This is a genomic window from Candidatus Pantoea multigeneris, from assembly GCF_011752615.1.
Taxonomy (GTDB): domain Bacteria; phylum Pseudomonadota; class Gammaproteobacteria; order Enterobacterales; family Enterobacteriaceae; genus Pantoea; species Pantoea multigeneris.
Window position 1 is genome coordinate 106,121 of sequence record NZ_VWXF01000002.1, and the last position, 24,680, is coordinate 130,800.

The 24,680-nt window shown below is 45.3% G+C and carries 10 protein-coding genes; 2 read left to right on the plus strand and 8 right to left on the minus strand.

Features of this window, described 5'->3' with window-relative positions; translation table 11 throughout:
• Positions 1-5: 5 nt before the first annotated feature.
• Complete coding sequence (locus tag F3J40_RS06130; RefSeq protein ID WP_167013007.1) at positions 6-1,034, plus strand: XcbB/CpsF family capsular polysaccharide biosynthesis protein; 1,029 nt, start codon at positions 6-8, stop codon at positions 1,032-1,034.
• Positions 1,012-2,037, plus strand: a complete 1,026-nt coding sequence (locus F3J40_RS06135; protein ID WP_167013008.1) for a hypothetical protein — start codon at positions 1,012-1,014, stop codon at positions 2,035-2,037. The genes F3J40_RS06130 and F3J40_RS06135 overlap by 23 nt, the downstream gene beginning before the upstream one ends.
• On the opposite strand, the gene F3J40_RS06140 is transcribed toward F3J40_RS06135, so the two are convergent.
• From F3J40_RS06140 to F3J40_RS06175, 8 genes are all read right to left on the minus strand, one after another.
• On the minus strand, positions 2,029-3,273 hold the full coding sequence (locus tag F3J40_RS06140) for a capsule polysaccharide biogenesis protein (RefSeq protein WP_167013009.1): 1,245 nt from the start codon (positions 3,271-3,273) through the stop codon (positions 2,029-2,031). The genes F3J40_RS06135 and F3J40_RS06140 overlap by 9 nt on opposite strands.
• 40 nt (positions 3,274-3,313) lie before the next feature.
• Positions 3,314-5,341, minus strand: a complete 2,028-nt coding sequence (locus F3J40_RS06145) for a capsule polysaccharide biogenesis protein (RefSeq protein WP_167013010.1) — start codon at positions 5,339-5,341, stop codon at positions 3,314-3,316.
• 11 nt (positions 5,342-5,352) lie between these two features.
• Positions 5,353-7,029 carry a polysaccharide biosynthesis/export family protein gene (locus F3J40_RS06150; RefSeq protein WP_167013011.1) on the minus strand — a complete coding sequence of 559 codons (1,677 nt, stop codon included), beginning with the start codon at positions 7,027-7,029 and terminating at the stop codon, positions 5,353-5,355.
• Between the two features lie 30 nt (positions 7,030-7,059).
• On the minus strand, positions 7,060-8,208 hold the full coding sequence (locus F3J40_RS06155) for a capsule biosynthesis protein (RefSeq protein ID WP_370659857.1): 1,149 nt from the start codon (positions 8,206-8,208) through the stop codon (positions 7,060-7,062).
• Between the two features lie 482 nt (positions 8,209-8,690).
• A complete protein-coding gene (locus F3J40_RS06160) occupies positions 8,691-19,502 on the minus strand; it encodes a hypothetical protein (RefSeq protein WP_167012942.1) in 10,812 nt (3,603 codons plus the stop codon).
• Positions 19,503-19,789: 287 nt separating this feature from the next.
• On the minus strand, positions 19,790-21,010 hold the full coding sequence (locus tag F3J40_RS06165) for an HlyD family type I secretion periplasmic adaptor subunit (protein ID WP_167013013.1): 1,221 nt from the start codon (positions 21,008-21,010) through the stop codon (positions 19,790-19,792).
• On the minus strand, positions 21,007-23,187 hold the full coding sequence (locus tag F3J40_RS06170) for a type I secretion system permease/ATPase (RefSeq protein ID WP_167013014.1): 2,181 nt from the start codon (positions 23,185-23,187) through the stop codon (positions 21,007-21,009). The genes F3J40_RS06165 and F3J40_RS06170 overlap by 4 nt, the downstream gene beginning before the upstream one ends.
• A complete protein-coding gene (locus F3J40_RS06175) occupies positions 23,184-24,632 on the minus strand; it encodes a TolC family outer membrane protein (protein WP_167013015.1) in 1,449 nt (482 codons plus the stop codon). The genes F3J40_RS06170 and F3J40_RS06175 overlap by 4 nt, the downstream gene beginning before the upstream one ends.
• Positions 24,633-24,680: the final 48 nt, after the last annotated feature.

Genomic DNA, 24,680 nt, shown 5'->3' on the forward strand with positions numbered 1-24,680 from the left:
ACTACATGTCATCTGTCGTATTAAAAATTGATTCTGACATTCCAAAAGAAGAGCTAAAATTTTTAGTTTCTACCGGTAATTTTAAGTATATTCACGTTAATCATTCCTCCCTTAAGGGGGGAGTGAAAGAAAATATCATTTCACTCTCAAGGAAAAATAAAGATATAAAGAGTAAACTAGTGTTGCTGGCAAATGAAAATTACTTCCTTTATGTATTGCGTGATGGAATATCTTCTTTTGTTCATAAATCTACACTTGCTAACTTATGGCAACCCATAATAAACAATGAATATTTAATTGATAAAAATGGTTTAGTCTACCAATACTCCCCAGCAAAACAGGCTTTTAATAAAAAATTATTAGTAGTGTTTTCGCAAACTCCGCCAGATCCACATAGTTCAAGTTTAGCTCGTTACTTCCCAACAAGTTTTTCTAACATAGATAAACATGTCGGCGATAATGTATCCATACTCAGAGTTGCTGATATAGGCGGCATTTGCGGTTCTTTTTATCTGAATTCAATTGGCCTTCCAGAAAATGAAAGTAATATACAATCTTTAATTTCTGATGTTTGTCATGAATATAACATTGATGCTGAAAATGTTATTTTATATGGCGAATCAAAAGGTGCAACAGGTTCCTTATACCATGGTATTATTGGTAATTATAAAAGTATTTGTGTAGATCCGATTCTAGATGATGAGCATTACATCAATAAATTAAATGATTTCTATATGATTGAAGGTGTTTTCCCCGAGAAAAAAAAAGGAAAATTCACTCGATTATTAGAATCCATTAGTGAGAATGAAATTCCAGAAGTGAAAATAATAACATCTGAATCGTCAGAACAATACAATGCAATCAATGAGTTATTTAAAGGACTTAGCGAGAAAGTTTTAATTCTTAATAGTCTAAATGATAACATCAAATCTCATCCTGATGTTGCACCAAACAGTATTCATGCTATAACTACCCTTATCAACATGACACTTTTGGGTATCAGGAGCAAAAATGAACACATTCTCTTTGTTTAAATTGCCAAACTTAACAGCAGGCCTACGGGCCTGCCTGGCCATTATAAGCATAGCAGCACTAAACCCCGTTATGTCTTATGCCAGCAATACTCATAATGAGCATTATGATAAGTTACCACTGCAATTTGATGGCTATCAAACACTTATTCAGCAGTATCCAAAAGCTAAATATATTTACCCAAGTTCTTTTACAATATCGAAGAGTAATGACCTGTACATTCAATACATTTTCGAGCCGAAACAAAAGACAAATGTCGTAGTAAAATATGATAAAGACAGAAAGTTTTCTGGCTATGCCTTGATTTCTAATGGTGGGCGGGGTGTAGGTGGTGAAGGTTTGGTTATTGCGAAATCTCCTTCAGGAGTTGAAAGTTTAGTTGCTGGTAGCAATCAAGGAAAAATACAATTTTATGATCTTGAGCGAAATTTCGAAGGCCAACAACTTCACAAAAATAGTGAGGTTAATGTTGGTCTATTCAATGAATTTGCTCATTACAAAGACAAATGGCTTGTTGAAGCAAATGACGGCAACATGTCAATACAGAATCCAAGGAATAAGCTAGTTCTCTTAGACGAGAAGTTCAATGTTATCAAAGAAATAGAACAACCGCTTGAGTATTCTGGTTTCATTACTGACTTTGCAACACATGATGCTAAGCAGTATAATAAACGCCAAGGATTGAGTTTAGGTGAAAACTTTTTCATTAGCGGCTACGGCGCTTATTATCAATTAGGAAAACCCCAAACATTAAACACCTATCCCGGGTATAGGGTTTTCGATATTAATGGTAAATTAATTCAAGATAATGTATCGTCTCCGAGCGATTTCTTTGACAAGAAACCCTGGTTAAAACCCTATAGCCGAATTGAAAATGAGGGGGTTTTTTTTGACCCAGATCGCAATTTAATCTCTGCTATATATATATATCTTGACCGAAAATATCCTGAATTAGTTCCAAAAGAAGGTGTTTTGATTACCTATGACACATATATCTCAAGATAGATTTTCTTGATTAAGATATATTTCGCCATGGTTTTTTGATGGGACTCCTTGCAAATTGTAATTTTGTCCATAATAAACCGCATTCACCTGCGTATTCTCCAGCAGATAGCTTCTAAACTTCTTAAACAGCCGCATATCTGGCTTGAAGTCTGCCTGCCAGAACTGGTGTAAATGGCCCTGATACGTCAGTCCTTTGATGTCGTACAGGGCATTTCCCATCACTTTCAGTGGCTTATTGTGAATCAGCGCTGAGATCCCCGCCGTACTGTTAATCGTCACTACCGCCTTCGCATGGGTCAGCAGATCCGGCATTGGCAGGTCATGCACGTAGATCACCCTACCCACAATCCCAAACTCTTTGCTTAGTTTTTTGATTAATGGGCCGTACAGGCGATGGCCGCGATCCATCGGGTGATGCTTAATCACCAGATGGCTGCCTTCCGGCGCTTTGCGCGCAAATGAGAACATCACATCGTTGATGTAATCACGCACATCTTTGTAAGGGCTGTGATTGCGAATCTGGCTGTCGTTGTACACCTGCAAAATCGCCAGGTAGTAACGCTGGTCCAGTTCGGTTTTCAGCTTATCCAACACGTTACGCTGCTTAAAGCCGTACAGCTCTTTACGCCACCAGGCACGCACCCAGCACTTCGCCTCATACCACGGCGAGAATGATTTATGGTGTCGATAGTGATGAAACTCATGGCGGTAACGCCAGCCTAGCGCGTAATACCACATCGCATGGCCGATGCGCTTTTTCGCTGAGGGCTTGAGGTTTTCTACCTGCATCGGCGGCAGTTCCGGCAAGCGACGGTAAAACTCAGGATCGCGTGGCAGCGAGGAGAAGGCGTTAACGCCGCCCTCTTCCACCGTAATAAAGTGCGGCCTTAAGTAGCCCTCTTCGAAGGCAAGGAAACGTACGCCTTTAGCCTGCGCCCAGCGTTTGGCTGCCTGATGTAACGGACGGCAGTCACCAAAGCAGAGAATGGTATCGAAGTCATACTCTTTATGCGCATCCCGCAGCCACGCCGGAAACTCTTTTGGCGTCTGCATGTAAGGCAGGTATTTACGCTGGCGACAGTAAAAACGATCGCCACCGTTAAATACTACATTGATGGCTTCACGTTCATGTAATTCCAGCCACTCGGCAATATCATTAAAGAACGGGCCCATCGGCCCCTGCAATAACAGATATTTTTTTCCTGCTAACAATGTGCTTAAAGCGTTACTGTTCATAGCTACCCAGTGGATAAAAATATTAACCAGCTAACTGATGCTAGCCAAACCTGACCTTCATAAACATCTTCAACTTCCTGTAATACCTTACTGCTATCCATGCTTTCTTTTTCTGAATAAACATTTTACCGCGCGGTGCACCAATCAATATCTCCGCCGCTTCCTCCACCGCCATCGCCTCAAGGCGCAGCGGGTGAATATAAGTCGGATAGGCAATCAAAGCCTGATACACCAGATCCGTTAGACCTAGCTGCCGTTGGCGGCGTTCGCTGTGGTGTTCATCCTGCGTCAGTCCCCAGCCGGCGTAGAATGGCATCCCGTAGCAGTGAACCTGCTTCCCATGCATCAGTGCTTCAAAGCCCGAGAGTGAGGTCATGGTGTGCAGTTCGTCCGCCACCTGGATGCACTGAATAATATCGGCATCCAGCGCCTGATAATTAGCAAGTTTTTCAACATCCTGCGCAGCAATGTGGCCTTTGCGGTTGCCGGTAAGCACATCCGGATGCGGTTTGTAGATGATAAACGCCTGTGGATTACGCTCACGTACCGCGCTCAGCAAACCAAGGTTAGTGTTGATGCTGAGCGTGCCGGTCTGAATCGACGCGTCATCTTCTACCTGCCCCGGAACCAACAGCACGCGTTTACCAAGCGCTGCTTCTGGCAGCGTGAAGTCTGCACCAAGGTTGTATTTACTCAGCTTGCTGCTGACGAGCTGCTGCTGTAATTTTTCCGCCCGCTGCTGCTGTGCCAGGCTGAGCTGGCTGTGGTTGAGCAGCACTTCAAGGTCGCTCGGACGCGTAGCATCGTAATAGATGCCGCGTTTGTCCAACACCAGCGACAGCGGTGGCAGTAAGTCAGAGCCCAGTCCGGAAGAGCGTAGGAAACCATCCTCCATGCGCCACACCGGCAGCTGACGCGCCTGAGCCTGCGCATTCCAGCGCTGTTCGCCCCGCGTTCCCCACACTACACACGCCGTTGCCCCTTTACCGCTGCGGCTGAAGGCCAGCCGGTTTTTACCGGTTTTCAGGAATGGCTTGAGGATGGTGGATTTCCACAGCGTCAGGCCAGGTGCCCAGAGTGATCCCTGCCGCGCCTGGTAATGGCGGCGCTGTAGCGCTAACCCATGCAGCACATCGAACAGCGTAGCCGCTTGCCCGGTTTGTGGGTGGATGTAGCGGCTGTAACGCAAGTACGCCGCCGCAAACAGTGTGGCCAATGTCGCTGATCCACGGCGTGCGCTTAATTGCGCCGCCTGCGGATGACGGTCATCCGTCAATCCCCATCCGGCATACCAGGGCTGACCAAAACACACCACTGGTTTCCCCGCCATCAGCGCTTCAAAACCGTATTGCGAAGTCATGGCATAGACGCGCCCAACGTGGCGCAACAGCGACTGTGGGCTAACATCTTCAGCAAACAACCTTACGCGGTCGACGCTTTGCAGCTCTGCGTAATAACCGGCTTTCTTGCCCTGCAATACATCCGGGTGGACTTTCACCCACACCGGCGCATCTGGGTTATCTTGCAGTGCGGCCTCAATCATCGCGGCGAAATCAGCCGGGCCAGCATTGCCGTAAGTCACCGACATATCGCCAAAGGTTTGATCGATAACCAACACGGGCAGAACGTCTTGCGGCGCATCCGCAATAAACGGCGCGGCCTGGTTATATTTGGATAAATCTTCGCTGACGATGATCTGCATCGCTTCCTGCGCTTGCGCAGCCAGAGCCTGATTTCCAGCCTGATCTTTGATCAATAGCTCCAGCGAACTCGGCTGGCTGGCATCGTAATAGATGCCCTGCGTATCCACCACCATCGAGAGCGGTGGCGCACCGTTAACGCCTAAATCCAGTGAGCGGATAAAGCCATCTTCTAGCCGGATCACCGTTTTACCGGCCTGTTCAGCCAGCTGTACCGGTTTACGCGCGCTAGGACGATGGCCCCATACCGCCACCGCGTTTATCTCATCCGGCACCGCCTGCAATGGGGAGAGTTTGCGGCACGGCTGCGCCAAAAACTGCTCCAGATGCGGGATACGCCAAATGCCTGGTGAGAAAACGCCAATCATATTACTCGTCCTTACAGAGACAGAATTACTTTTGCACCCACCGCCAACTGGTAGAGGATGGTCGAGATACCGCGCGTCACTTCGATGTTCTTCGAGTCGTACTTCGGCAGAACCATCAGCTCATCGCCTGGTTGCAGGGTTTTCACATCTTCTGCATCTTCAGATTCGCCGTTCTGGCGGATCACAATCACTTTGCTGTTGCTGGCTTTCTGCGTCAGGCCACCACATTTCTTGATGTAGTCGTTCGGGCTGAGGCCTTTCTCCCAGGATACCGCGTTCGGGAACAGCACTTCGCCGTGAACCATTACCAGTGAAGTCTTCTCTGGGATGCTGACCACATCACCATCTTCCAGCAGAACACTGTCAAGGTTGCTTTGATCTAACACCACCTGGCCGCGCGGAACTGCCTGTCGTGCTTTAGCTACAAAGCGACTCACTAGCTGTGCTTCTTGCATACGCAGGCTGGCTTCTTCTTTCGTCGATGACTGCGCAGAGAGCGAAGCCTCTTCCAGTTTTTGCAGTGACAGGTTCAGCATCTCTTTCTGACGCTGGGCCACAGACTGGCGATAAAGCTGAATGGCGTTCATTTGCGACATGCTGTTAGGGCGGATCTGAGCCAGAACCTGACGCATCGTCGAACCGTACGGCAAGATCATGGCGTGTTCGCCAGAGTGCGCCCCTTCAATACGTACCTGAATAGTGCCTGCGTAGCGATCAGAGCTGACCACCAGCGTATCGCCATCCTGCAACATGCGACCTGGTGCAGAGCCGATTGGGTAGTACTCACTACGCTTCACCGTCCCTTGCTGCCTCATGATGGTGATGTTAGTGGCACCCGGTTTAGGTCTGGCCCAGCTCAGTGCTTCCGTCACCGGAATGGCGCTATCGCGGAATTCAAAGTCATAGCTGTTAAACACATCACCCTGCACGCTAAAGGTGTGCTGACGTGGGCCAACCACGATGGTGTCGCCATCGGCGAACTGTGACAGGCCTAATTTGCCATCCAGCAGGAAGTCATACAGGTTGACGGAGGCACGGGTGCGGTTGCCACGCTTGATAGTGATATCCACATAGCTGCCGCGATCCGGATCAACCCCACCCGCTTTAATCAGGTAGTTCAGCAGTGAATCAGAGGTGATGCCGCCATACAGGCCAGGGTTACGGACAAAGCCGGTGACATACACTTTTACTGGCTGTGCCTGTAACAGCGAGGCGTAAACGCTGACGTTGGCCTGATAGACCTCTTTCACTTTGGCCGTCACCAGCGCGTTAAGGTTGCCGTTGCTGGTTCCCGCCACTTTTACCGGGCCAACGTTTGGCAGGAAGATGTTGCCTTTCGGGTCCACCGCCATTGCGCCGTCATAGGTAAATGCGCCCCACAGGCGGATCTGAATAGTGTCGCCAGGGTTGATCACATAGCCTGGGTTAAACCCGACTGTCGCGCCGCTGTCCGCGCTGTTGCCGTTAAACAGTTGGGCACCAAACATGCGGCTTGGCATGACCGGCGCTGACGGCGCAGGCGTGTTATCAAAACCACTGCTGTCGTTGGTGGTTTGCTGTTGGCCGCTGAGGATACCCGGCAAAGGTGCTGCACCCGTCAGTTCCGGGTCGGCATTAATCCCTACTGCCGCACCCGCTTGCGCCGCCTGCACGGCAAGGAGAAAGACTAAAGATTTTACGTATTTCATGGCTAACTCTTATGTTGTTCTACGGGCGCATTAATCGCGATGGTCTTCAATGACGGCAATCAGCAATTTCAGCGATCCAAATAGCAGGCAGCACACCAGCAGCCAGCAGGCGATCAGATAAGGTTTGTTCGGGTACGTCGATTCTTGCGGCAGTTGCGGTGAGCTAATCACCGACAGCACTTTCAGCTTGCGCAGCGCTTCAACACGGGTCTTCTCAACTGAAGTGAGTGCTAACTTATAAACTTCAGTATCAAACGCCACCTGGGATTTAATCTGGTCGAAATCCACCGCCATGCTGTTGAGCTTGCGGCCTTCCGGTGCGGTAAGTTTGCCCTTCTCGTTTTCAATCTGCGCTTCCAGAGACTTGATGGCATTCTTCGCGCTGATCACCTGCGGGGCATCATCACGCAGATAGGTCAGCAGGTTACGCAGGTCGGCTTCCATCTGGATTTTTTGTCCCACCAGGGTATTCACCAGCGTGTTCGCCGCCATCGCGGAGGCTTCCGGGTCGAGCACGTTGTTGTGGTTCTGGTAGGCAAGCAGCTGTGCCTGGCTGGCATTGAGGCGCTGGCGTGCTTTATCCATCTCCCCTTCGGCGAAGGTGAGCTGCTCGCGCGCAATCTTATGCGACATTTCGTTAATGAAGCGTTCAGACTCTTTTAGCACAGCCTGGTTAAACTGCTGCGCGAACGCCGGAGTGAAGCCCTGAGTCTGGATATCCAGCAGGCCAGTTTTGTCATCGTAAGAGACGGTAATGCGGCTCAGGTAGTACTGAAGGAAGCGTTCAGCGGTGTCGTCTTTGCCAAGATGGTTAAGAAAATCTAAACCACTGTGGCTGAAGGCTTCATGGAAGTGGAGCTGCTTGTCGAGTGCAGCCAGCATGTCTGGCGAGTTGATGTACTCTTTCAAATAGAGCGCATCTCCGGATGAATCGCCGCTTGAAGAACCCAGCAGTAAACCCACGCTGAGGCTCGCGCTATTAAGGTCATCAGAGCGCTTAATCGCAACCTTGGATTCGCTCATATAGCGTGGCTGACTAAAAATAATGAGATATATCAACAACACAGCCATTGGAATAACAATGACAATCTTTACCAGATGGCGCTGAATATTTTCCAGCGTAATAGCGGACATCCGCGCGCGTAGCGGGGCAGCACGGGATTTTAGTTTCTCGATCAACATGAAGCTATCATCATTTCCTGTTCGGGTGCTCAACGCCGGGAAGGCAAAAAGGCAATCCGCCTCTGAAAAGGCGCGTAAGCACGGGCTTTTGCTTCCCTGTCAGCCGCTGGGTTCCATTATCCCGGAGCACTTATTGGATTAAATTCCCACCAGAGTGCAATAAAATAAATAAGAATTTCTAAACAAATATTTCACTGTACATAGCCCTATTGTTGGGCGAACTCAGCGCATTTCACTGCATCAGGGGGGATAAAAAGTCCTTTTGCAGAGTGAGGCTGGTTGTTTTTTGTACATACCTTTGTAGGTGCATCATGACAACGTTACAGAGTGATGACCAACGGAAATAATTGCGCCCATTATGTAACACATGGCAATAAAATGTACAAGTTGTTTGAGAATTTTCTTTCTCCATATTTAATTTTTCAATAAATTCATACCACACCTTTGGTTAGTGATTATCATGTTTAATTTTATCTTACTCAATATTTAAGAAGATACATTTTAATATCATATGAGTTTTCGTCCTCATAACGTTGATAAAATTTACAATCATGTTCATCTGGTATTACAACACCATTAACTAACTTGCCCATTCTAAGTTCTGCGTATATATAATTGAATTGATCGGCCAATTTTTTCATGAAAACACCAGCATTTGAAATCTTAGTGTCGGATGGGAACCACGTGAGTAAAGTGCTATATTTTTTCCCATTTTTCTTTATATCAATACAAATATCAAAAGTATAATAATTCATATTAATATAAGGAGGCTTTCGTGATGAACCAAGAGTCGACAGAACATGAGTTAAATCAAACACATCTCGACCATTAACAACGAACTCAGGGGTTGGTAACGGTCCATCATTAACTGATACCAGTTTACCAGGCAATGAAAAAATCAGCGCTGAGCTAGTGAATTCAAAGGGATCTATATTAGAAATTTTTCTAGTGAATGAATTTCGTAAATCTTTATATTGCCTATCATCTTTTTTGAAAAGAACACGAATTTGATAGCCTGGATAATCTTTATTATTATAAATATTTAAAATAGGCCCCGAAGGGTCATTAAATTCCCTCTCTGGAATACTTAAATCACCTGCTTTGAAATAAGGAAGATCTTTATTTATTGCATGACTAACTTGCCGGGAAAGTGCAGTATCAACGTCAACGTTATCATCCGGAGTAAAAGTAAATGTTGTTCTTTTCACTTCCGTATTACTACTATCAGTACAAAAAATAGTTACTAATGAATCATATCTAGCAGCGACCTTTTCCTCACCGGATTTATGTGAATGGGCTATCCAATAATTATGGTTGCTTGGGTATTTATCTAAAAACGTTGAACGTCCAATATATATAGATAATTGTTTTTCCTCTGGAAGATAAGTGAATCCGGAAAAATCCATTTTTTTATTAGAATCAGGGGTTGTCTCAAAGTCAGGATTATAAAGTGAAGGAAGAATCACTCGATAGGCCTCGGGATCCTTATACAATAAAACATCAATGCTAAAATCATCTTGAGATTGATATATTTGATAGACAGAGTTTCCAGTACCATCGGCAGAAGGAATAATATTATATGAACTGGTTAACTGCCCTACCCTAAAAATATCATTTTTCGGATCGTTATTTATACATTCTGCAACAAAATAAGCCAATTCGTTGGAAACATCACCATCACTGGTTGTTGTGAATATATATCTCTCCACAAATATTTCGTTATCACCTAGCATAATAAAAATAGCAATCTCAGGTTTGTATTTATGTTCTTCTTTTTTCTTAGTCGAGTTGTGAGAGGTAAATATGTCTCTGGAGTTGCTGTTGGTATAATCATTCTTGAATAACTTAGGCTCGACATCAACAAGCAGAATGTTACTTTCTTTATCGTATTTATAGCCAGAAAAATCTAAATTCATATCAGGTCGTTCAATAAAGTAGTCATAGCTGGTTCTGATATTTTTTTGAGATTTAACCAGTTCGAAATAAAAATCAACAACATAGATATTTTCGTCAGCGGAGAGCTGATACAAGATATTGTCGCCTATATCTTCCTTGATTTGTTCATCTGCAACCTTACCCATTTTTACAGTGTTTGAAACCTGATTAAAAGCTGTTGCAAACGACTGATTAAAATGCTCACTTTTGGTGATATTTTCGCCAGAACTGGTACTATCAGGCTCGGTGCTGTTGACAGGAACAGTGAACTTAACTGTCTGATAAAACCTCCCATTACGCAGGATTTCAGCTTCAACGGAAGTTGCAATCGTGTATACATAGTCACCCGAGCGATGAGTCAGATCACGAAGGCCTTGCAATCCCATTAAACGATCTTCTCTGGGAGCTGTTTCCGAAAAAGAATAATGGTAGTAATTATTTGATTTGATATCAATTGCGCCTGGCGTTACCTTAACGATATCAGCTTCCCTAAAGTCTATAGGGTCAGCATATTGTGATATAGCCTTGAATTTACCAACTGTATTAACACTCCCACTTCCATTATTTGACTCATTTTCACCAGATAACACATCGAAAATTACACTTATATTAACATTCTTAACCGCCTCGTTTACATACACACCATTCATGCTATTACTACGATAAACAGACCGCTGCCCATGATGATTGATGTTACCCATGAAAATAAAGTTTTTAAATCTTGAGTCATTTATAGCATTTGCTATTAAGAGTGACAATTCATCACTTACATCTCCATTGTGGTCAGTGGTAAAACTTACTTTTATATTTACTGGAAGATGATCATCAGCAGTGATGTGAATTGTAGCATCGGTACTGAAATTACAACTTGTCTTATATTCACCATTTCTACTTTCTTTTATCACAGATAAAGTTAGTTTATTTTTATCAATATAATTTGAAGCCAGTACTGGAGCAGATAAATAACCTTGTTCTTTATTGTAAGTGAATCCTGACAGATCCATTTCTACTCGATCAGTATAACTAAAATCTAAGTGGGAATCATTATCCCCACTTAACTTTTCATCTTTTCTCTCAACGCTAATGGAAATATTGGCTAAATCAGGATTTAAATCTTGCTTAATGAAGAAGTTATTTTCTTCCGGATTTTCACTAACTTTAATTGTACCGCCAGAAAAACAACCATAGCTAAAGATATTATCATCTCCTTCTGCATTAACTTTCTTACCTATCTCATTTACCCAGTCATATTTTTCAAATTTATTGATATCCAGATGAAAAGTTTTTAAAGGATATCCTGGATATCTCATCAGCACTGTAATCGTAGAAGAAAAGTAGAGCGTCTTTGACTTCATTATCATGTTGACTGGCGGGAATGGAAGCTCTTCTAATGTTGGTTTATCACTCAGGGTTTCAGGGTTTAATACTAATTTTAACAGGCCACCTTCACCATCAGGATAGAATCCTTTCAGAACATCAAAATAACCCTTGGCTGTTTTGAAAAATTTTACTGCAGGCAACGGATATTGTTCCGATCCTTTATAAATTTCATAAAGGGGTAATCCTAGCAACTGCCCCCACAAAGGGAAATAACGAAGCTGATCTAAGGAAGAATTCTGCTCTGTAGAAGAATTCTGATCTGAAGAGTTAGCTTGTTCTAAAGAAGAATTATTGGTTGCCGATCTTTTTTTTCTGCTGTTTTCATGATTTGAATTATCTGCAGATAACTCATTCTGAACATTCGTTACTGTATCGCCTTCTACTGGAACACTTTTCTCTTCTGATTCCGATGAGTTAACTGGATCTTTTATTTCTGGATGCGTGGTCAAAATATCAAAAAAGTTAAGGACACCATCAGATGGGATGATATATCCAAATTTATCTAACACAAACTGTATAGACGAGTTGAGCTTATTATATAGGGATGCATTATTTTTTACTGTTTTCAACGTTTCGCGCACTGTGACTAATCTTTCTATTACTTCTCGATTTTTTTTGGAGAAATTCGTGGGAATGCTAAAGATATTGCCAAGTTCATCTGCGATTCGCCTTGAAAGGCTGGTAACTTCATCGGCACTCATTGAAGTTTCTCTTGCAATCTGTCGTATCCAGGTTTCTTTATCAACCCCTTTCCCCGCTTTTCTTATCTGAGACATCGTATTGATATAATCAACTGTAAAATTTACATATTCTGTTTTTTTCGCTGTATTGTTTACAAAATAATCAAAATACTCTTGGTATTTAATTCTATTGGATAATGATGACGAAGGGGGCACTCCTTCGAACGAAAATGCGCTTGAACCTGAACCTGAACCTGAACCTGAACCTGAACCTGAACCTGAGTCTAGACTTGAACCTATACCTGAATCAGAAACTGAACCAGATTCATTCTTCTTTCTCTCTAAGAAACGTTTAAGATCATCATCAATATCTTTGCGGTTTACGGTCTCAAAGAGATCATCTCTATCCACATCTAATGCATTGCTTACATCATCATCAACAGTTCCATTTGCTTTACCCTTTGTAGCAACGTCACGATGAATGGGCTTTTCATACAGAGATAAAAGATCATCTTCTATTTTATTTAGCTCTGCTAAATCAGTTTCAGAAAGAGTATTGCCTGCACGTTTTTTGATATCTTTAACCAGAAATAAGGTGGTATTTTCTGGTATACCCGCGGTTGATGCTATAGACTCATAAACATCCATTCTTTTATTTAATTTAACTCCTTCAGAAATACTCGCCAATGCTGTGAGGAAATCAAATGACTTGTCAGCAACGTTAGAAACAGAACTGCGAAACTCGTTCTTGAATGCGTTAAAGCTATCACCCACAGGGTTAGATCCCACTTTAATTTTTAGTTTATTTATCCCACTAAGTTTCGCGCTCTTTATTATCTCAGTCAATATTGCACCGGCCCCTTCCAGAATTGAATCAGCAACCAGGCCACCCGTTAACCAGTAGCCGAAAGTTCTTATTGCATTTAATTTCGCATCCTGTACTTGGTCATAATTCTCAGCAAGGTCGAATGCAGCGTGAGCTGAGAAAAAATTCACTGCGAAATCAAATGCTAACATTAGATAATATTTCAGACTCATGAAGTTAATACTCAATGGTAATGTCACCAGAGTAAAAGCCGTAATGAAAGTATCCAGGATTCCTTTTCGAACTTTCTGGTCATCTTCGTCGCCGCTGATGAAAGCAGAATCGATATCCTTAAAAAGCTTACTGAATGTCTGCTCATAGAAATGATTTTTGAACTCTTCAGTATTATCTAGTTGATCAAATGAAAACAACGGGAAGGATTCATAATCCCATACAACTCTTGGTTTTCTTTTAACTTCATATGCACTCCAAATAGTTCTATCACCACTGGATTCTGAAACTTCAAACCATTTTTTTGCATCATTTTTTTGATCAATCACAGCGATTCCATTGACTATAAAATCTATTAATTTTGGTGAGAGTATTTTTTCCGAACTTTTTAAAATGCCGAATCTTTCTTTTCTTTCACGCTTATTAAGGTTTATTAATGAAGTATTGACCTTATTCCAGTAGATTGGGAATCTGGCCAACTTACGATTAACAACATCATAAAGCAACCCCTGCTCTGCAGTTTCTATATTATCGTCATCTACAAGTATTAAATAGATGTTACTAAGGTCTACTTTATCCACCTTATCACTGTTCTTTATATACTCATTTACACTATGGATACTTTCATTAGGACGATTAACCTGAAATGGAACTGTAGTTCTGTTAGGGTTAGGTAGATAGTTAATTTTTATTTTATGTAACTTCCTACCGCCAACTTCATTGTTATAATATTTTTTAACTTTTTCGATTGCATCTTTTTCACTTGTAGTAAGGTATTTGCTAGTTATTAACCCACCTTCATTCGGTATAAATACCACCTCCTGTTCTTCATCTTTTAGTGTCGGAATACCGTATAAGAAATTGAGAGAGTCTACAGCACTCTGCTGAATATTTTTTTTAATCTGGGGGTCTCTCTGAAAAGCTTTAACTCTCGATGTTAATATGCTTTGAAAATTATAACTTTGAGATAAAATGCCAATCTCTTTAGCATGTTCTACGTAGTCAGTGTAAGGTATACTCAAGTTTCCTTTGCTATATGATGTTTCCTGAGTTCTGCGCATTGGAAATTTAGTGAGAACCTCATGCATAGGAAGAACTTGCATATTATTATAACTATACAAAGTATCAGCCTGCTCATACATTTCTTTTGTATGTGAGGGCCATCCGTAAAAGATAGTATTAAAACTCGACGCCAATCCGGGATCTGCAGTATAGCTCACTAATAGTTCTGTATCATATTTCAAGCCAGCAGCAGAAAAAACTGAATTCCCTGTATTTAAGGCATCAATGCCTTCCATTATATTTTCCTTGTACATCTCGTTCCAGTTTACTAAAGTTGGGTGTTTAGCCAACTCCTCTCCTGACTGTTTAATTTTATCAGTTATTTCTTCTGACAGAGTTTTTGTTGATATCAAGGTATCAATTCCCGTAACAAGCAGGGGGTTGTAACTTTCCAGGAGTTTTTTAAACTCTTCAGAATTAGCCGGGCTAAAAGCGGGCCTTTTGTAGCGTAAATAAACTTCTTTTAGCACAAATGTAATTGCATAAGACAATTTATTCCTTAGCCTTTCAAAATCGTTGTCATGTATATCTGGTGGAATGAATTCATCAACGTAATCACAAGCATAAATAACTTCGTCATTTATATAACTAATAGTATCATTCGATAGTATATTATTTACCTCCATGTCATGGGCTCTCATGTATTCTTTTCTGCTTATTTTCCCTTTTACATAATCACAATCATCTGAAAGATATTGTCTTGCATTATTAATTTCGATAACACCTGGGCTTGAAATCTTTTTCCTCGATGAACCATACCTTTCAATTTTGCGATCTAATAGATCTTTTAAAATAGCCACTGAGAGAATATCACTGTATTTTTTTAACTGGCAATAATATAAAAACTGATATGCATTCTGCTCGCTAATGACTTCCTTATTCACCTTACGTTTAATATTTAAATTTTTATCCGAATTAATTTCCTGAACAATATTATTGACAACATCATGTTCATCAATACTTTTAGCATGCTCTAACAGAGATTTTTCATTGATGAGTTCAATATAATAAGGCATTGATTCTATTATTTTATTCGTTATTTTAACGTTCATCTCTGGCGAGCTGTAGTTCATCGCTTCGTACCACTCAGCTATTTTTTTATGTACTAGCTGATGAAGCTGCTTGACGACTTCAAGTCTTTTTTGGTAGCTTGATACACCTGTAATGCTCGATAAGTCATCGCCTCGTTTAAAAGTGACTATATTATTAATGTCGGGATCTATTGATTCAAAATCACTTTTTTTGATTTCATTTCTTAGATTATTATTATAATTTTTCGGCATTGTCACCATAAACTTATTCATCATGTAGAGATAATCTTCATTAAATACTGTTCTTTTAATTGTTTTTATATCTACATTATTTACCACGTGTTTGTTAACATCCTTTACAAAATGATCTTCAACTTTGTAGATTGCTGTTAATGTTTGTTCAAGCTGCGATATTCTTTTTCTTGTGCCTACACTCTGATTTAAATGTGCTTTAGCGTAAGCGGCATTAATTTTTCTTGCCTTCCACTCTGGTAATTTTGAAGCGTCAAAATTTTTAAATTTATCTGATATTTTTTTCCTGTTAACCAGTTTGACGATTAAACTAATTGTAAAATAAGCGAGGGCTAATACTGCAATCGTACCTAAAACCACTCCTCTTTTGGTTCTTTTTTTAGAAGGCGCTGTAAAGTTCTGTTTTACGTTAATATCAAATTTCTTGGGTTCGGCTACTAAATTTCGGGGGGCAAACAACCCCACATCCTGTGCTTGCGCGGCACTATTTTCAATAGAGATGTTATTATCTCCATCGTCTTCATAGGAAAGAACATCCGTCAATATTTGACTGACTTCATCTACATCCTCATGCTCAAAAATACGATTGCATATCTGTTTTATTTCTTCTTTTTCTTCTTTAGTAAACAGTAAACCACGCATCTCTAAATGCCTGTCCACCTGGCCTTTATACTGCCTATTCGCTGCTGCATAGCCAAATGCGGCCCCGCCAATCAACCCAGAAGAGAAACCCGCCATAATACGCCAGCGTTCTCTTTTTAAAAGTCGTATAACTCTGCTTTCTTGTGGGTTTTTTATATTATCGGAAGAGGGGTTAGCATGAGGTTTTCCTGAATCGGAGCCTATATCATCAAGAATAAAATTACGCTGCTTATTGCTTGTGCCAGCACTATTATTCAGAAGTGATTTACTTTCAGTATCATCCGTTGTTCCAACCAGCTCGGTATAATTGCCCGTTGGGTTATTAATCAATCGTTCTTTTGCAGATACAACAATCTCTTCGAGGGGGATATCATTTTGCCCTTCATCTACTGCTGATTTACCTTTCTTGTAGATCTTCCAGCCTTTATACGCCATATCTCCGGCGGGAATGAGTAACGCCACAGTACCGATGATGTTGGCCATCAGGCTCCTGTTGTCATATTCACTTCTCTGGCTTTCTAGCTGCTCAAATTTCATTATTTTTAACGTTTCATTCTCTTGTTCATCAGCGCTGGAGAATGTCTGCATGCCTATATAGCCTGATGCAAGCCCTGAGCCTACCGTAACAAGATACATGGCAGCGTTCTGTAGCAGGTGCGTCATCGTATCAAAGCCTTCTGCCGTCCGGTCAACAGCGGAGTAACCCGTTTCTGATGCCTCCGCTTGCGGCAGCGAACTAGCAAGATACGCTGCCGTCCCAACACCCAGAGCGCTCAGGACCGTGGTATGGTTACGGATTAATTCTCTCGTTACTGCAATCGCGAGTTTTTTTGCCTGGAAAAGTGCTCCTCTGGTCACACCCACCGCCAAATTAACGCCACCAATTACCGTATTCGCAGCGCCTTTGGCAGCATAACTCCCCAGGTTTGCCAGCCCGGTTGCGGCATCTTGAATACCATACTGATTAACATTAATATGCGGCTGGACCATGTTCATGACGTTTTCATGCGTCCAGTAATTCATCAGCAGATTGGCGACGGTTTCGGTACTCTTCAGCGACAACTCTTTGCCAGACTGTCGTAATGAGTCAGCGATAATTTCTTTTACTTTCTGACTGACCAGTAGGCGAGTGATAGTTTTAGAGACCAGCAGATCGCGGTCAAAGTGGCCCCACGAGGTCCATGAGCCCCAGATATCGTTTTTGATCACATCCCAGGTGGTTGGGTTATCCTCAATCAGGTCATTAACAAAATTAAACCAGTTAACAATACCAACAAGATGTTTACTCCAGCCATCTGGCACGCTATAGGCCAGTTTGCTCAACTCCTGCAATCTATTTTCTCTTGTTTTTTTATCAGCGATGCGCATGATGTTTACTAATTTATAGACATATCTGAACGCTCTAATTGAGTCGATATATTTATCAAACCCTGTGACATTTACACCTGATTTCATTAGCGCTTCGATTGAGATATGTTCTTCTAACTCAGTACTCTTTTCGTTCATTATGACATCAAACGCATTTATAGCTTCGGCATCCGTAACTCCACCATCACCTTCCTTCCATTCTTCGCCACCATAATATCCCTGAATGAGATTTACAGCAAACCTCCCTGTTTTTAATATTACCGTGCGGTCATTATTATATACCGCTAGTATTGAGTGTTTAACGACGGCATACGTGAGATTTAAAGCAGCCTTGGCTCCACCATCATTGTGGTAGCGAATATAATTCTCTAAAATCTCTAGCCCACCATTCCCCAACACTTGCTTTGGTATTCTGTGCCGCAGTTCAGCAAAGTTGCTGACCAGTTTTTTGGTAAATACGGTATTTTTGGTTTTATTTTTAAGTTCCTGATGATAGCGATCGTTGACCAGGAAATCCCATAATCCCTCTGCTCGGTTAAAGGACTCATGCACCTCCATCATGGCAAAGGTCTCACGGGTTACATCCCATGCAGAGCTGTCTGCTACAACACTCCCTGTCAACTTATAGTATTCGGGTAAAACATACAGATTAAAAAATTGATAATGATTAGCAAGAATCACCTGAAGATAAGTGATTTTTACCCACGGAGAGGGTTCTTGCATCATCTCATTAACCACTTCGACGAATGTATTATATTCATCTCTTGCTTCGCTGCTTAGTTGGTCAAAATTGCTTAGATGGCTTCTGAACCATGCAAAAGAGGTACTGATGGCGTTCATCCAGCCAGCCAGTGGTTCTGGCAAAGTCTGATGATTATAAGATAGTGCTTTTGATACGAAGTCTAATGGGTTTTTCTCCGCAGGAAGATCCTGAATGTCGTTGTAATATTTTATTAAAGCGCCGCTATATTCAGTAAGCGAGATAATTTCATCCCAGTTCCATTGCTCCGGGATCTGACCACCATTCTCTCCCAGACTCCCTTTCACGTATTGCATCGCCCGTGTTGCGTTGGCCTTGATCCAGTTGCCAGAGAAGCTATTTTTTAACAGATGCATGCTTGTCACTACATCATCTATCCCCAGCGCCAACATTTTTTCCCAGCTTGTCGCCGTCTGTGATTTCTCATATGCCCTGACGAGATTGAGCGCTGTTTGCAAATACGTTCTAAACTCCTCTATCCACATCTTGTGGCTAGCAGATTTAGCTTTATATCCCTCTGGAATTAACACACCATAAAAGCTCGTTTGTAAATCTGATTCTAGCTTTTTAACCAGGTCAATAAGCTGTATAGCGGCTTGAAGTCTTTTTACCAGAGAACTCGTGGCGGTAATCTCTTTTATCAGCGATTGAATATGGGCCCAGTTCACCGCGTTGATATTTTTTTCAGTGCTACGCTTAACGTCAGCGCCCTCAGTTTCGCGGGTAAGAGCTGCACTGCTGCTGGTCGACGGTGATATTTTAACTGCCGCAACCGATGCCTGGTCTTGTGCAATTAAATGATTGTTTAATTGCTCCAGTAACCAACTGTCCAGTTTGTCTCGCCATTCATCTATTTGTAATTCTATCCATGAAACCGCCACGTTCCAGACAACATTCATTCCATAGTTAATCACCAGGCCCATAACACCGTCAGACTGCTGTAACCATCCCAGTCCAGCAGCCTGTGCCGCCTTACTATCCGTAATCCCCATCGCCTTAGCAGAATGACCTGCTAATTCCGATAGACTAAAATCCACATCACTACTCTCAGCACTGTTTTTATTAATGCCGGATACTTTTACGTTTTCATTGGTCTCTTCATTTACGCCTTCATTTTTTAATAATTGATCGCTTTCAGAACCCATAAAAAGACCCTCGCGCAAAAGCTTAAGCTAAGATGTGAATTCAGGATGAGACTGGAAATAAAGATGATGTGCTAGCTTGAGGATAGGAGCGCTGCTACCAAAAATCAAAAAACAAGGATCGATTTAATTATCCAAGTAAATCAGATAGATAAAAAAACAACATTGATTTTTAACGACTTTATTCGTGTGATTTATGTCAACTTTCAGAAAACACCCATCAAAAAATCTGGTCCTGGAGGCTGACTACCTGCCCCGTCACTTCATGCAGATAGCCAACGCATCCCGAATTACCGCTCGCGCAGCGCCTCTTTCGCTTTATTAAACGGTTTAATTAAATAATCCATAATCGTCTTCTCACCGGTTTTAATATCCACCGTTGCCACCATGCCGGGGCTGATAGAGAAGCGCGTGCCCGCTTTATTCTGCACGTAATCGTGATCGGTGCGGATATAAACGCGGTAATAATAGACTTCCGGTTTGACTTCATCCTGAATGGTATCCGGCGAAATCCCTTCAACTTTGCCCGGCATACCACCGTAAATTGCGTAGTCGTAGGCGGAGATTTTTACCGTGGCTTCCTGGCCGGGATGGATAAAGGCCACGTCACGCGGTGATACGCGTGCCTCAATCAACAGGCGGTCGTCCATTGGCACAATGGTCATCAGCTCCCCGTTGGGGGGCACTACACCGCCGCGAGTGGTGACTTTGATGTTTTTCACAATGCCACGCACCGGCGCACGGATGGTCAGACGCGTTACGCTGTCTTCACGTCCTTTAATGGTTTCCGCCAGGCTGTCGGCTTCGGCAGTGGCTTTTGCCAGGTCTTCACGCGCCTGCACATAATATTGTGAACGGGTGTCGGTCAGTTTCAGCTCCAGGTCCGATTTATCCCGCTGTAAGCGCAGAACCTCAACGCTACTGGCTGCGCCGGTTTTTGCTAACCGCTGTGTAATACCCAGTTCCTGATTTGCCAGCGCCAGAGACTGCTGAATTTGTCCGGTGGTGTCATTGAGCTGCGCACGCCGGGTTTTGTACAACCGGGTTTCTGAGGCGATAAGATCCGGATAGGCCTGGAGTTCCGCCGGGAATTTCAGCGGTTGATCGTTCACTTCGGCATTCAGACGCGCCGCCGCCGCCAGAGAAGCGCGATAGCGCGCCGCGCTTTCGCCGACGCTGGAAGCAAAGCGGGTGGGATCAAGTTTGGCCACGATCTGCCCGGCTTGTACTTTATCCCCTTCGTGTACGTAAAGCTCGGCGACAATCCCGCCCTCCAGCGAACCCAGCACCTGGTCACGCGAACTCGGGATCACTTTGCCAGTCCCGGTAGAGACTTCATCCAGCACGCCAAACCATGCCCAGACGCCCGCCACCAGCATCAGTAGCAGGCTGAGCAGAATCAGCCGTACCGAGCCAGAATAGTGCGCTTCAGAACGCAAATCCGCATCGAGATCGTCGGCACTGTCGCCGGGTGCGGCACCCACTAACTGTAACTTCGCGAGTTGTTTCATTCTTCATTGGCCTCCGGGCGATTGAGCGCAGGACGCGTAGGCGGCAGGGCATTATCTTTCGGGCTGTCCATCACCAACTGCCCCTCTTTCAGCACCAGAATACGGTCTACCAGAGAGAGAATTGCCGCACGGTGCGTGGCCACAATCAGGGTGCGCCCGTTGAGCCAGTTGCCCAGCCGTTCGATAAACTCCTTCTCGGTGTGATCATCCAGCGAAGCCGTTGGCTCATCCAGCAGCACAATGTTGGGATCGCGCAGTAACATACGCGCCAGCAGCACAGACTGGCGCTGACCGCCAGACAGCCCTACCCCGCCTTCCATCACCGGATGGTCCAGCCCGAGGGGCAACCGGCGGATAAAATCAGCCCCGCCACTCACGGTCAGCGCGGCAAAGATCGCCTCATCGCTGGCGTGGGGGGCACCCATAATCAGGTTTTCACGTAGTGTGCTGTGGAACAGGCGCGCATTCTGCGTCATCAGGCCAACGTTGCGCCGCACGTCTGCCATGTCGATCTGCGGCAGGCTGAGGTTATCTAGCCTGACTTCGCCCCCCACCAGCTCCACACCGCCTGCCAGTGCCTGCAGCATGGTGGATTTACCCGCCCCGTTGCGGCCCAGCAGGGCAATGCGTTCTCCCTGCTTAATGGTGAGACGATTAATGCGCAGCGCGATGGTCAGTGAGTCGTTGTAGTAGCGGAACATAGCGTCAGTAAACTGATAGTTACCAAACAGCACCGGGCAGTGAATGCGCGTCTCTTCCCGGCTGTTCTCAACCGGCAGGGACATCAGGGAATCAAGGCTGGTTTTCGCCGCTTTGACCTGCTGCCAACGTGCCAGCACGCCGCACAGCGTCGCCATGGGGGCAATCATACGTGAGGAGAGCAGCGAAGCAGCCACGATAGAACCGGTCGTGATATCGCCATCAATCACCATTGGCGCACCGACCACGATCACGCTGGCGTACACCAGCCCCTGAATCGTCACACCCCAGGTGATCAGCGAGTGCATCACTTTGCGCATCTCGACGCCCGACTGCGCCGTAATGCGAATGTAGCTGTTCCACTGTTGCAGGAAGCGATCTTCTGCCTGCATCAGCTTGATATCCTCCAGCCCCTGCACACTCTCCACCAGCACGGCGTTGCGCAGCGTGGCTTCCTTGAGATTTTTATGTGCCAGAATCGCCAGTTTCTTCTGCACAAACAGCCCCGGCAGGATCATCAGTAACACCGCCACCGGGGCGATCCACGCCAGCTGCGGTGCAATGATCGCCATCACCAGCAGGAACAGCAGGAAGAACGGCATATCCACAATCGCGGTAACGGTGGTGGACGTCACCATTTCACGGATCGATTCCAGTTCACGCAGTTGGGAGATAAACGTCCCGGTGGAACGGGGAATGGCGCTGTTGCGCAGCCGCAAGGCATGACCAAACACCCGGTCGGAGACGCGCATATCCGCCCGCTTGCCCAGCAGGTCCGTGACGTGATCGCGCGCCACGCGTAACACATAGGTGAAGATCACCGTAATAATCACGCCGCCATACAGTACATACAATGTGGGATAGGATTGGGCCGGGATCACCCGATCGTACACCTGCATTGAGAAGATAATGCCGCCGAGCGCCATCAGGTTAATCAGGAAGGAAGCCAGCATGACATGGCTGTAAGGCCGCATCTCCTGGAACACCAGGCGGCGCAGCCAGTCGGGCTTAGCCGCTTCCAGATAGCGATCGATACGGCTGTCTTTACCGGAAGCCAGCGGGCGGAAAGCCGCCGCATGGCGAATCTCTGGCAACAGTGTGCCGAGCGCCAGCGGCGTGGGTTGTTCTTCTCCGGCAAAATGGACCCGCACTTCATCTTCGCCATCAAAGCTGGTGATAACCCCCACCTGACCGTCGGCCATTTCCACTGCCAGCGGCAAGCGCCAGCTCGAAACCTCAAACTGCTGCTCTTTAAACAGCTGCAACGAAAGCCCCGCTTGCCGTGCCAAATGGCGCAGCGCCTTGTCACGCGTCTGTTTGCCCTGCCATTCGCTGGCGGCGAGGATCATGCCGGGTGAACAGGGTAAGCGATAGTGATTGGCGATCAGGATAATGGCCGTGGCCCAGCCGTGCAGCGGTATCTTTTCCGCCTCGTCGGGCTTTCCGGCTGGACTGTCTGGGATCTGCATCTGTGTCATGGCTGGATCTCCACCGACTGAATTCGCTGATTATTCAGGCCAAACGCCGACCGCATATGCCCGGTGCTGTAGAGGCAGTCGAGTTGCAGTGAGCGCAGCTGGCTAATGGTTTGTTGCAGGGTAAAGCGCGTCTGGAACACTTCCTGCTCGGCATTGAGCACGTCCAACAGCGGACGGGTGCCGAGTTGCAGGTACTGGTCCTGATACAGCTGCTGGGTTTTCTCACCCAACTGCTGCTGACGCGCCATGATCGAGAGGCTAAGGGCGAGGCTCTGCGCCTGATCCTGCGATTCATTCAACTGCTGACGGGCTTTCAGTCGCGCTGAATCCACCGCTGCGTTGGCCGCGCCCACCGCATGGGCTGCGGCATCGCGCCCGGCGGTCAGCCCGCCGCCCTGGTAGAGCGGCATCTGGACTTTAATAAACGCCGAATACTGAGTCTTATCCAGCACTTCACTGCTGGAGTAGTGATTGTTCAGGTAGCGAGTGACTTCCGGCTCCAGCGAGATGGTGGGCATCATCTGCGCATTGGCGTTATCCAGCTTTGCCTGCGCCTGACGCGCCTGCGCCCACGCGGCCAGCACCGCCGGAATCAGCCGGTCATCGTTGCGTAGGTTCTGGCAGGAGTTCATGAGTTTTTGCGGGAAGTCATCACTGACTTTTTTCACCAGCGGCCAGCCGAGGTAAGTGGCAAGGGAGGCACGCCAGCGATCAAGATTGGCCTGGTACTGGGTAAGCGTGGTGCGCGCACCTTCAATACGGGCATCGGTTTGCGTGGCATCCGAAAGTGACGCCGCGCCTTCGTCGTTACGCTGCCGCGCAAGGTCGCCAATTTTTTGTAATGCAGCGAGCTGTTGTTGGGCGATTTTAACCAGTTGTTGATAGCCCTGAACTTCGATCAGCGCGGCGGCGGTGTCATGGGCCACGGTATCAATACTGACCAGCACTTCCGCTTGCTCCTGGGCAACGCCCGCTTCAGCGGAACGCACTGAACTGCTGACTTTACCGAAGTCATACAGCATCTGAGAAACCGACAGCACAAACGACGGACTGTACCCTTTTTCGGTGTAGCTATTGGTGTAGCCGTTGTTCATACCGGCACTCACCTGTGGATAGTATTTCGACTTCGCCACATCCACCTGCGAGCCCTGTTCCTGCAATTTTCCTACTGCTTCTGCGATATCCGGGTGCCACTGCACCGCGCGTGAAACCGCCTGTCCGATGGTTAGCGTATCCGGGACATGGGCCAGTGCCGGGGCAGACACTTCACCGGTTAATGCGGGGAGATCTTGTTGCTGCGCCAGATTGTCAGGCGCGATTTGGGTAATCGATGAGAACGGTGACTCCGCGGCCACCCCTTGAGAACTGGAAAAAAGCATGCCAGCACACAGCATACTGAGTTTGAAGGAACGGCGATATATTGCGCTTGATTGCATCAAATCCATCGATAGTCCACCAATATGTAAGAGAAATGGGCACTTCCTTGTGCCCTT

Bases quoted from the DNA above. Each gene is read 5' to 3' on its own strand.
- F3J40_RS06130 (WP_167013007.1), top strand. From the start codon at position 6: ATGTCATCTGTCGTATTAAAAATTGATTCTGACATTCCAAAAGAAGAG.
- F3J40_RS06135 (WP_167013008.1), top strand. From the start codon at position 1,012: ATGAACACATTCTCTTTGTTTAAATTGCCAAACTTAACAGCAGGCCTA.
- F3J40_RS06140 (WP_167013009.1), bottom strand. From the start codon at position 3,273: ATGAACAGTAACGCTTTAAGCACATTGTTAGCAGGAAAAAAATATCTG.
- F3J40_RS06145 (WP_167013010.1), bottom strand. From the start codon at position 5,341: ATGATTGGCGTTTTCTCACCAGGCATTTGGCGTATCCCGCATCTGGAG.
- F3J40_RS06150 (WP_167013011.1), bottom strand. From the start codon at position 7,029: ATGAAATACGTAAAATCTTTAGTCTTTCTCCTTGCCGTGCAGGCGGCG.
- F3J40_RS06160 (WP_167012942.1), bottom strand. From the start codon at position 19,502: ATGGGTTCTGAAAGCGATCAATTATTAAAAAATGAAGGCGTAAATGAA.
- F3J40_RS06165 (WP_167013013.1), bottom strand. From the start codon at position 21,010: ATGAAACAACTCGCGAAGTTACAGTTAGTGGGTGCCGCACCCGGCGAC.
- F3J40_RS06170 (WP_167013014.1), bottom strand. From the start codon at position 23,187: ATGACACAGATGCAGATCCCAGACAGTCCAGCCGGAAAGCCCGACGAG.
- F3J40_RS06175 (WP_167013015.1), bottom strand. From the start codon at position 24,632: ATGGATTTGATGCAATCAAGCGCAATATATCGCCGTTCCTTCAAACTC.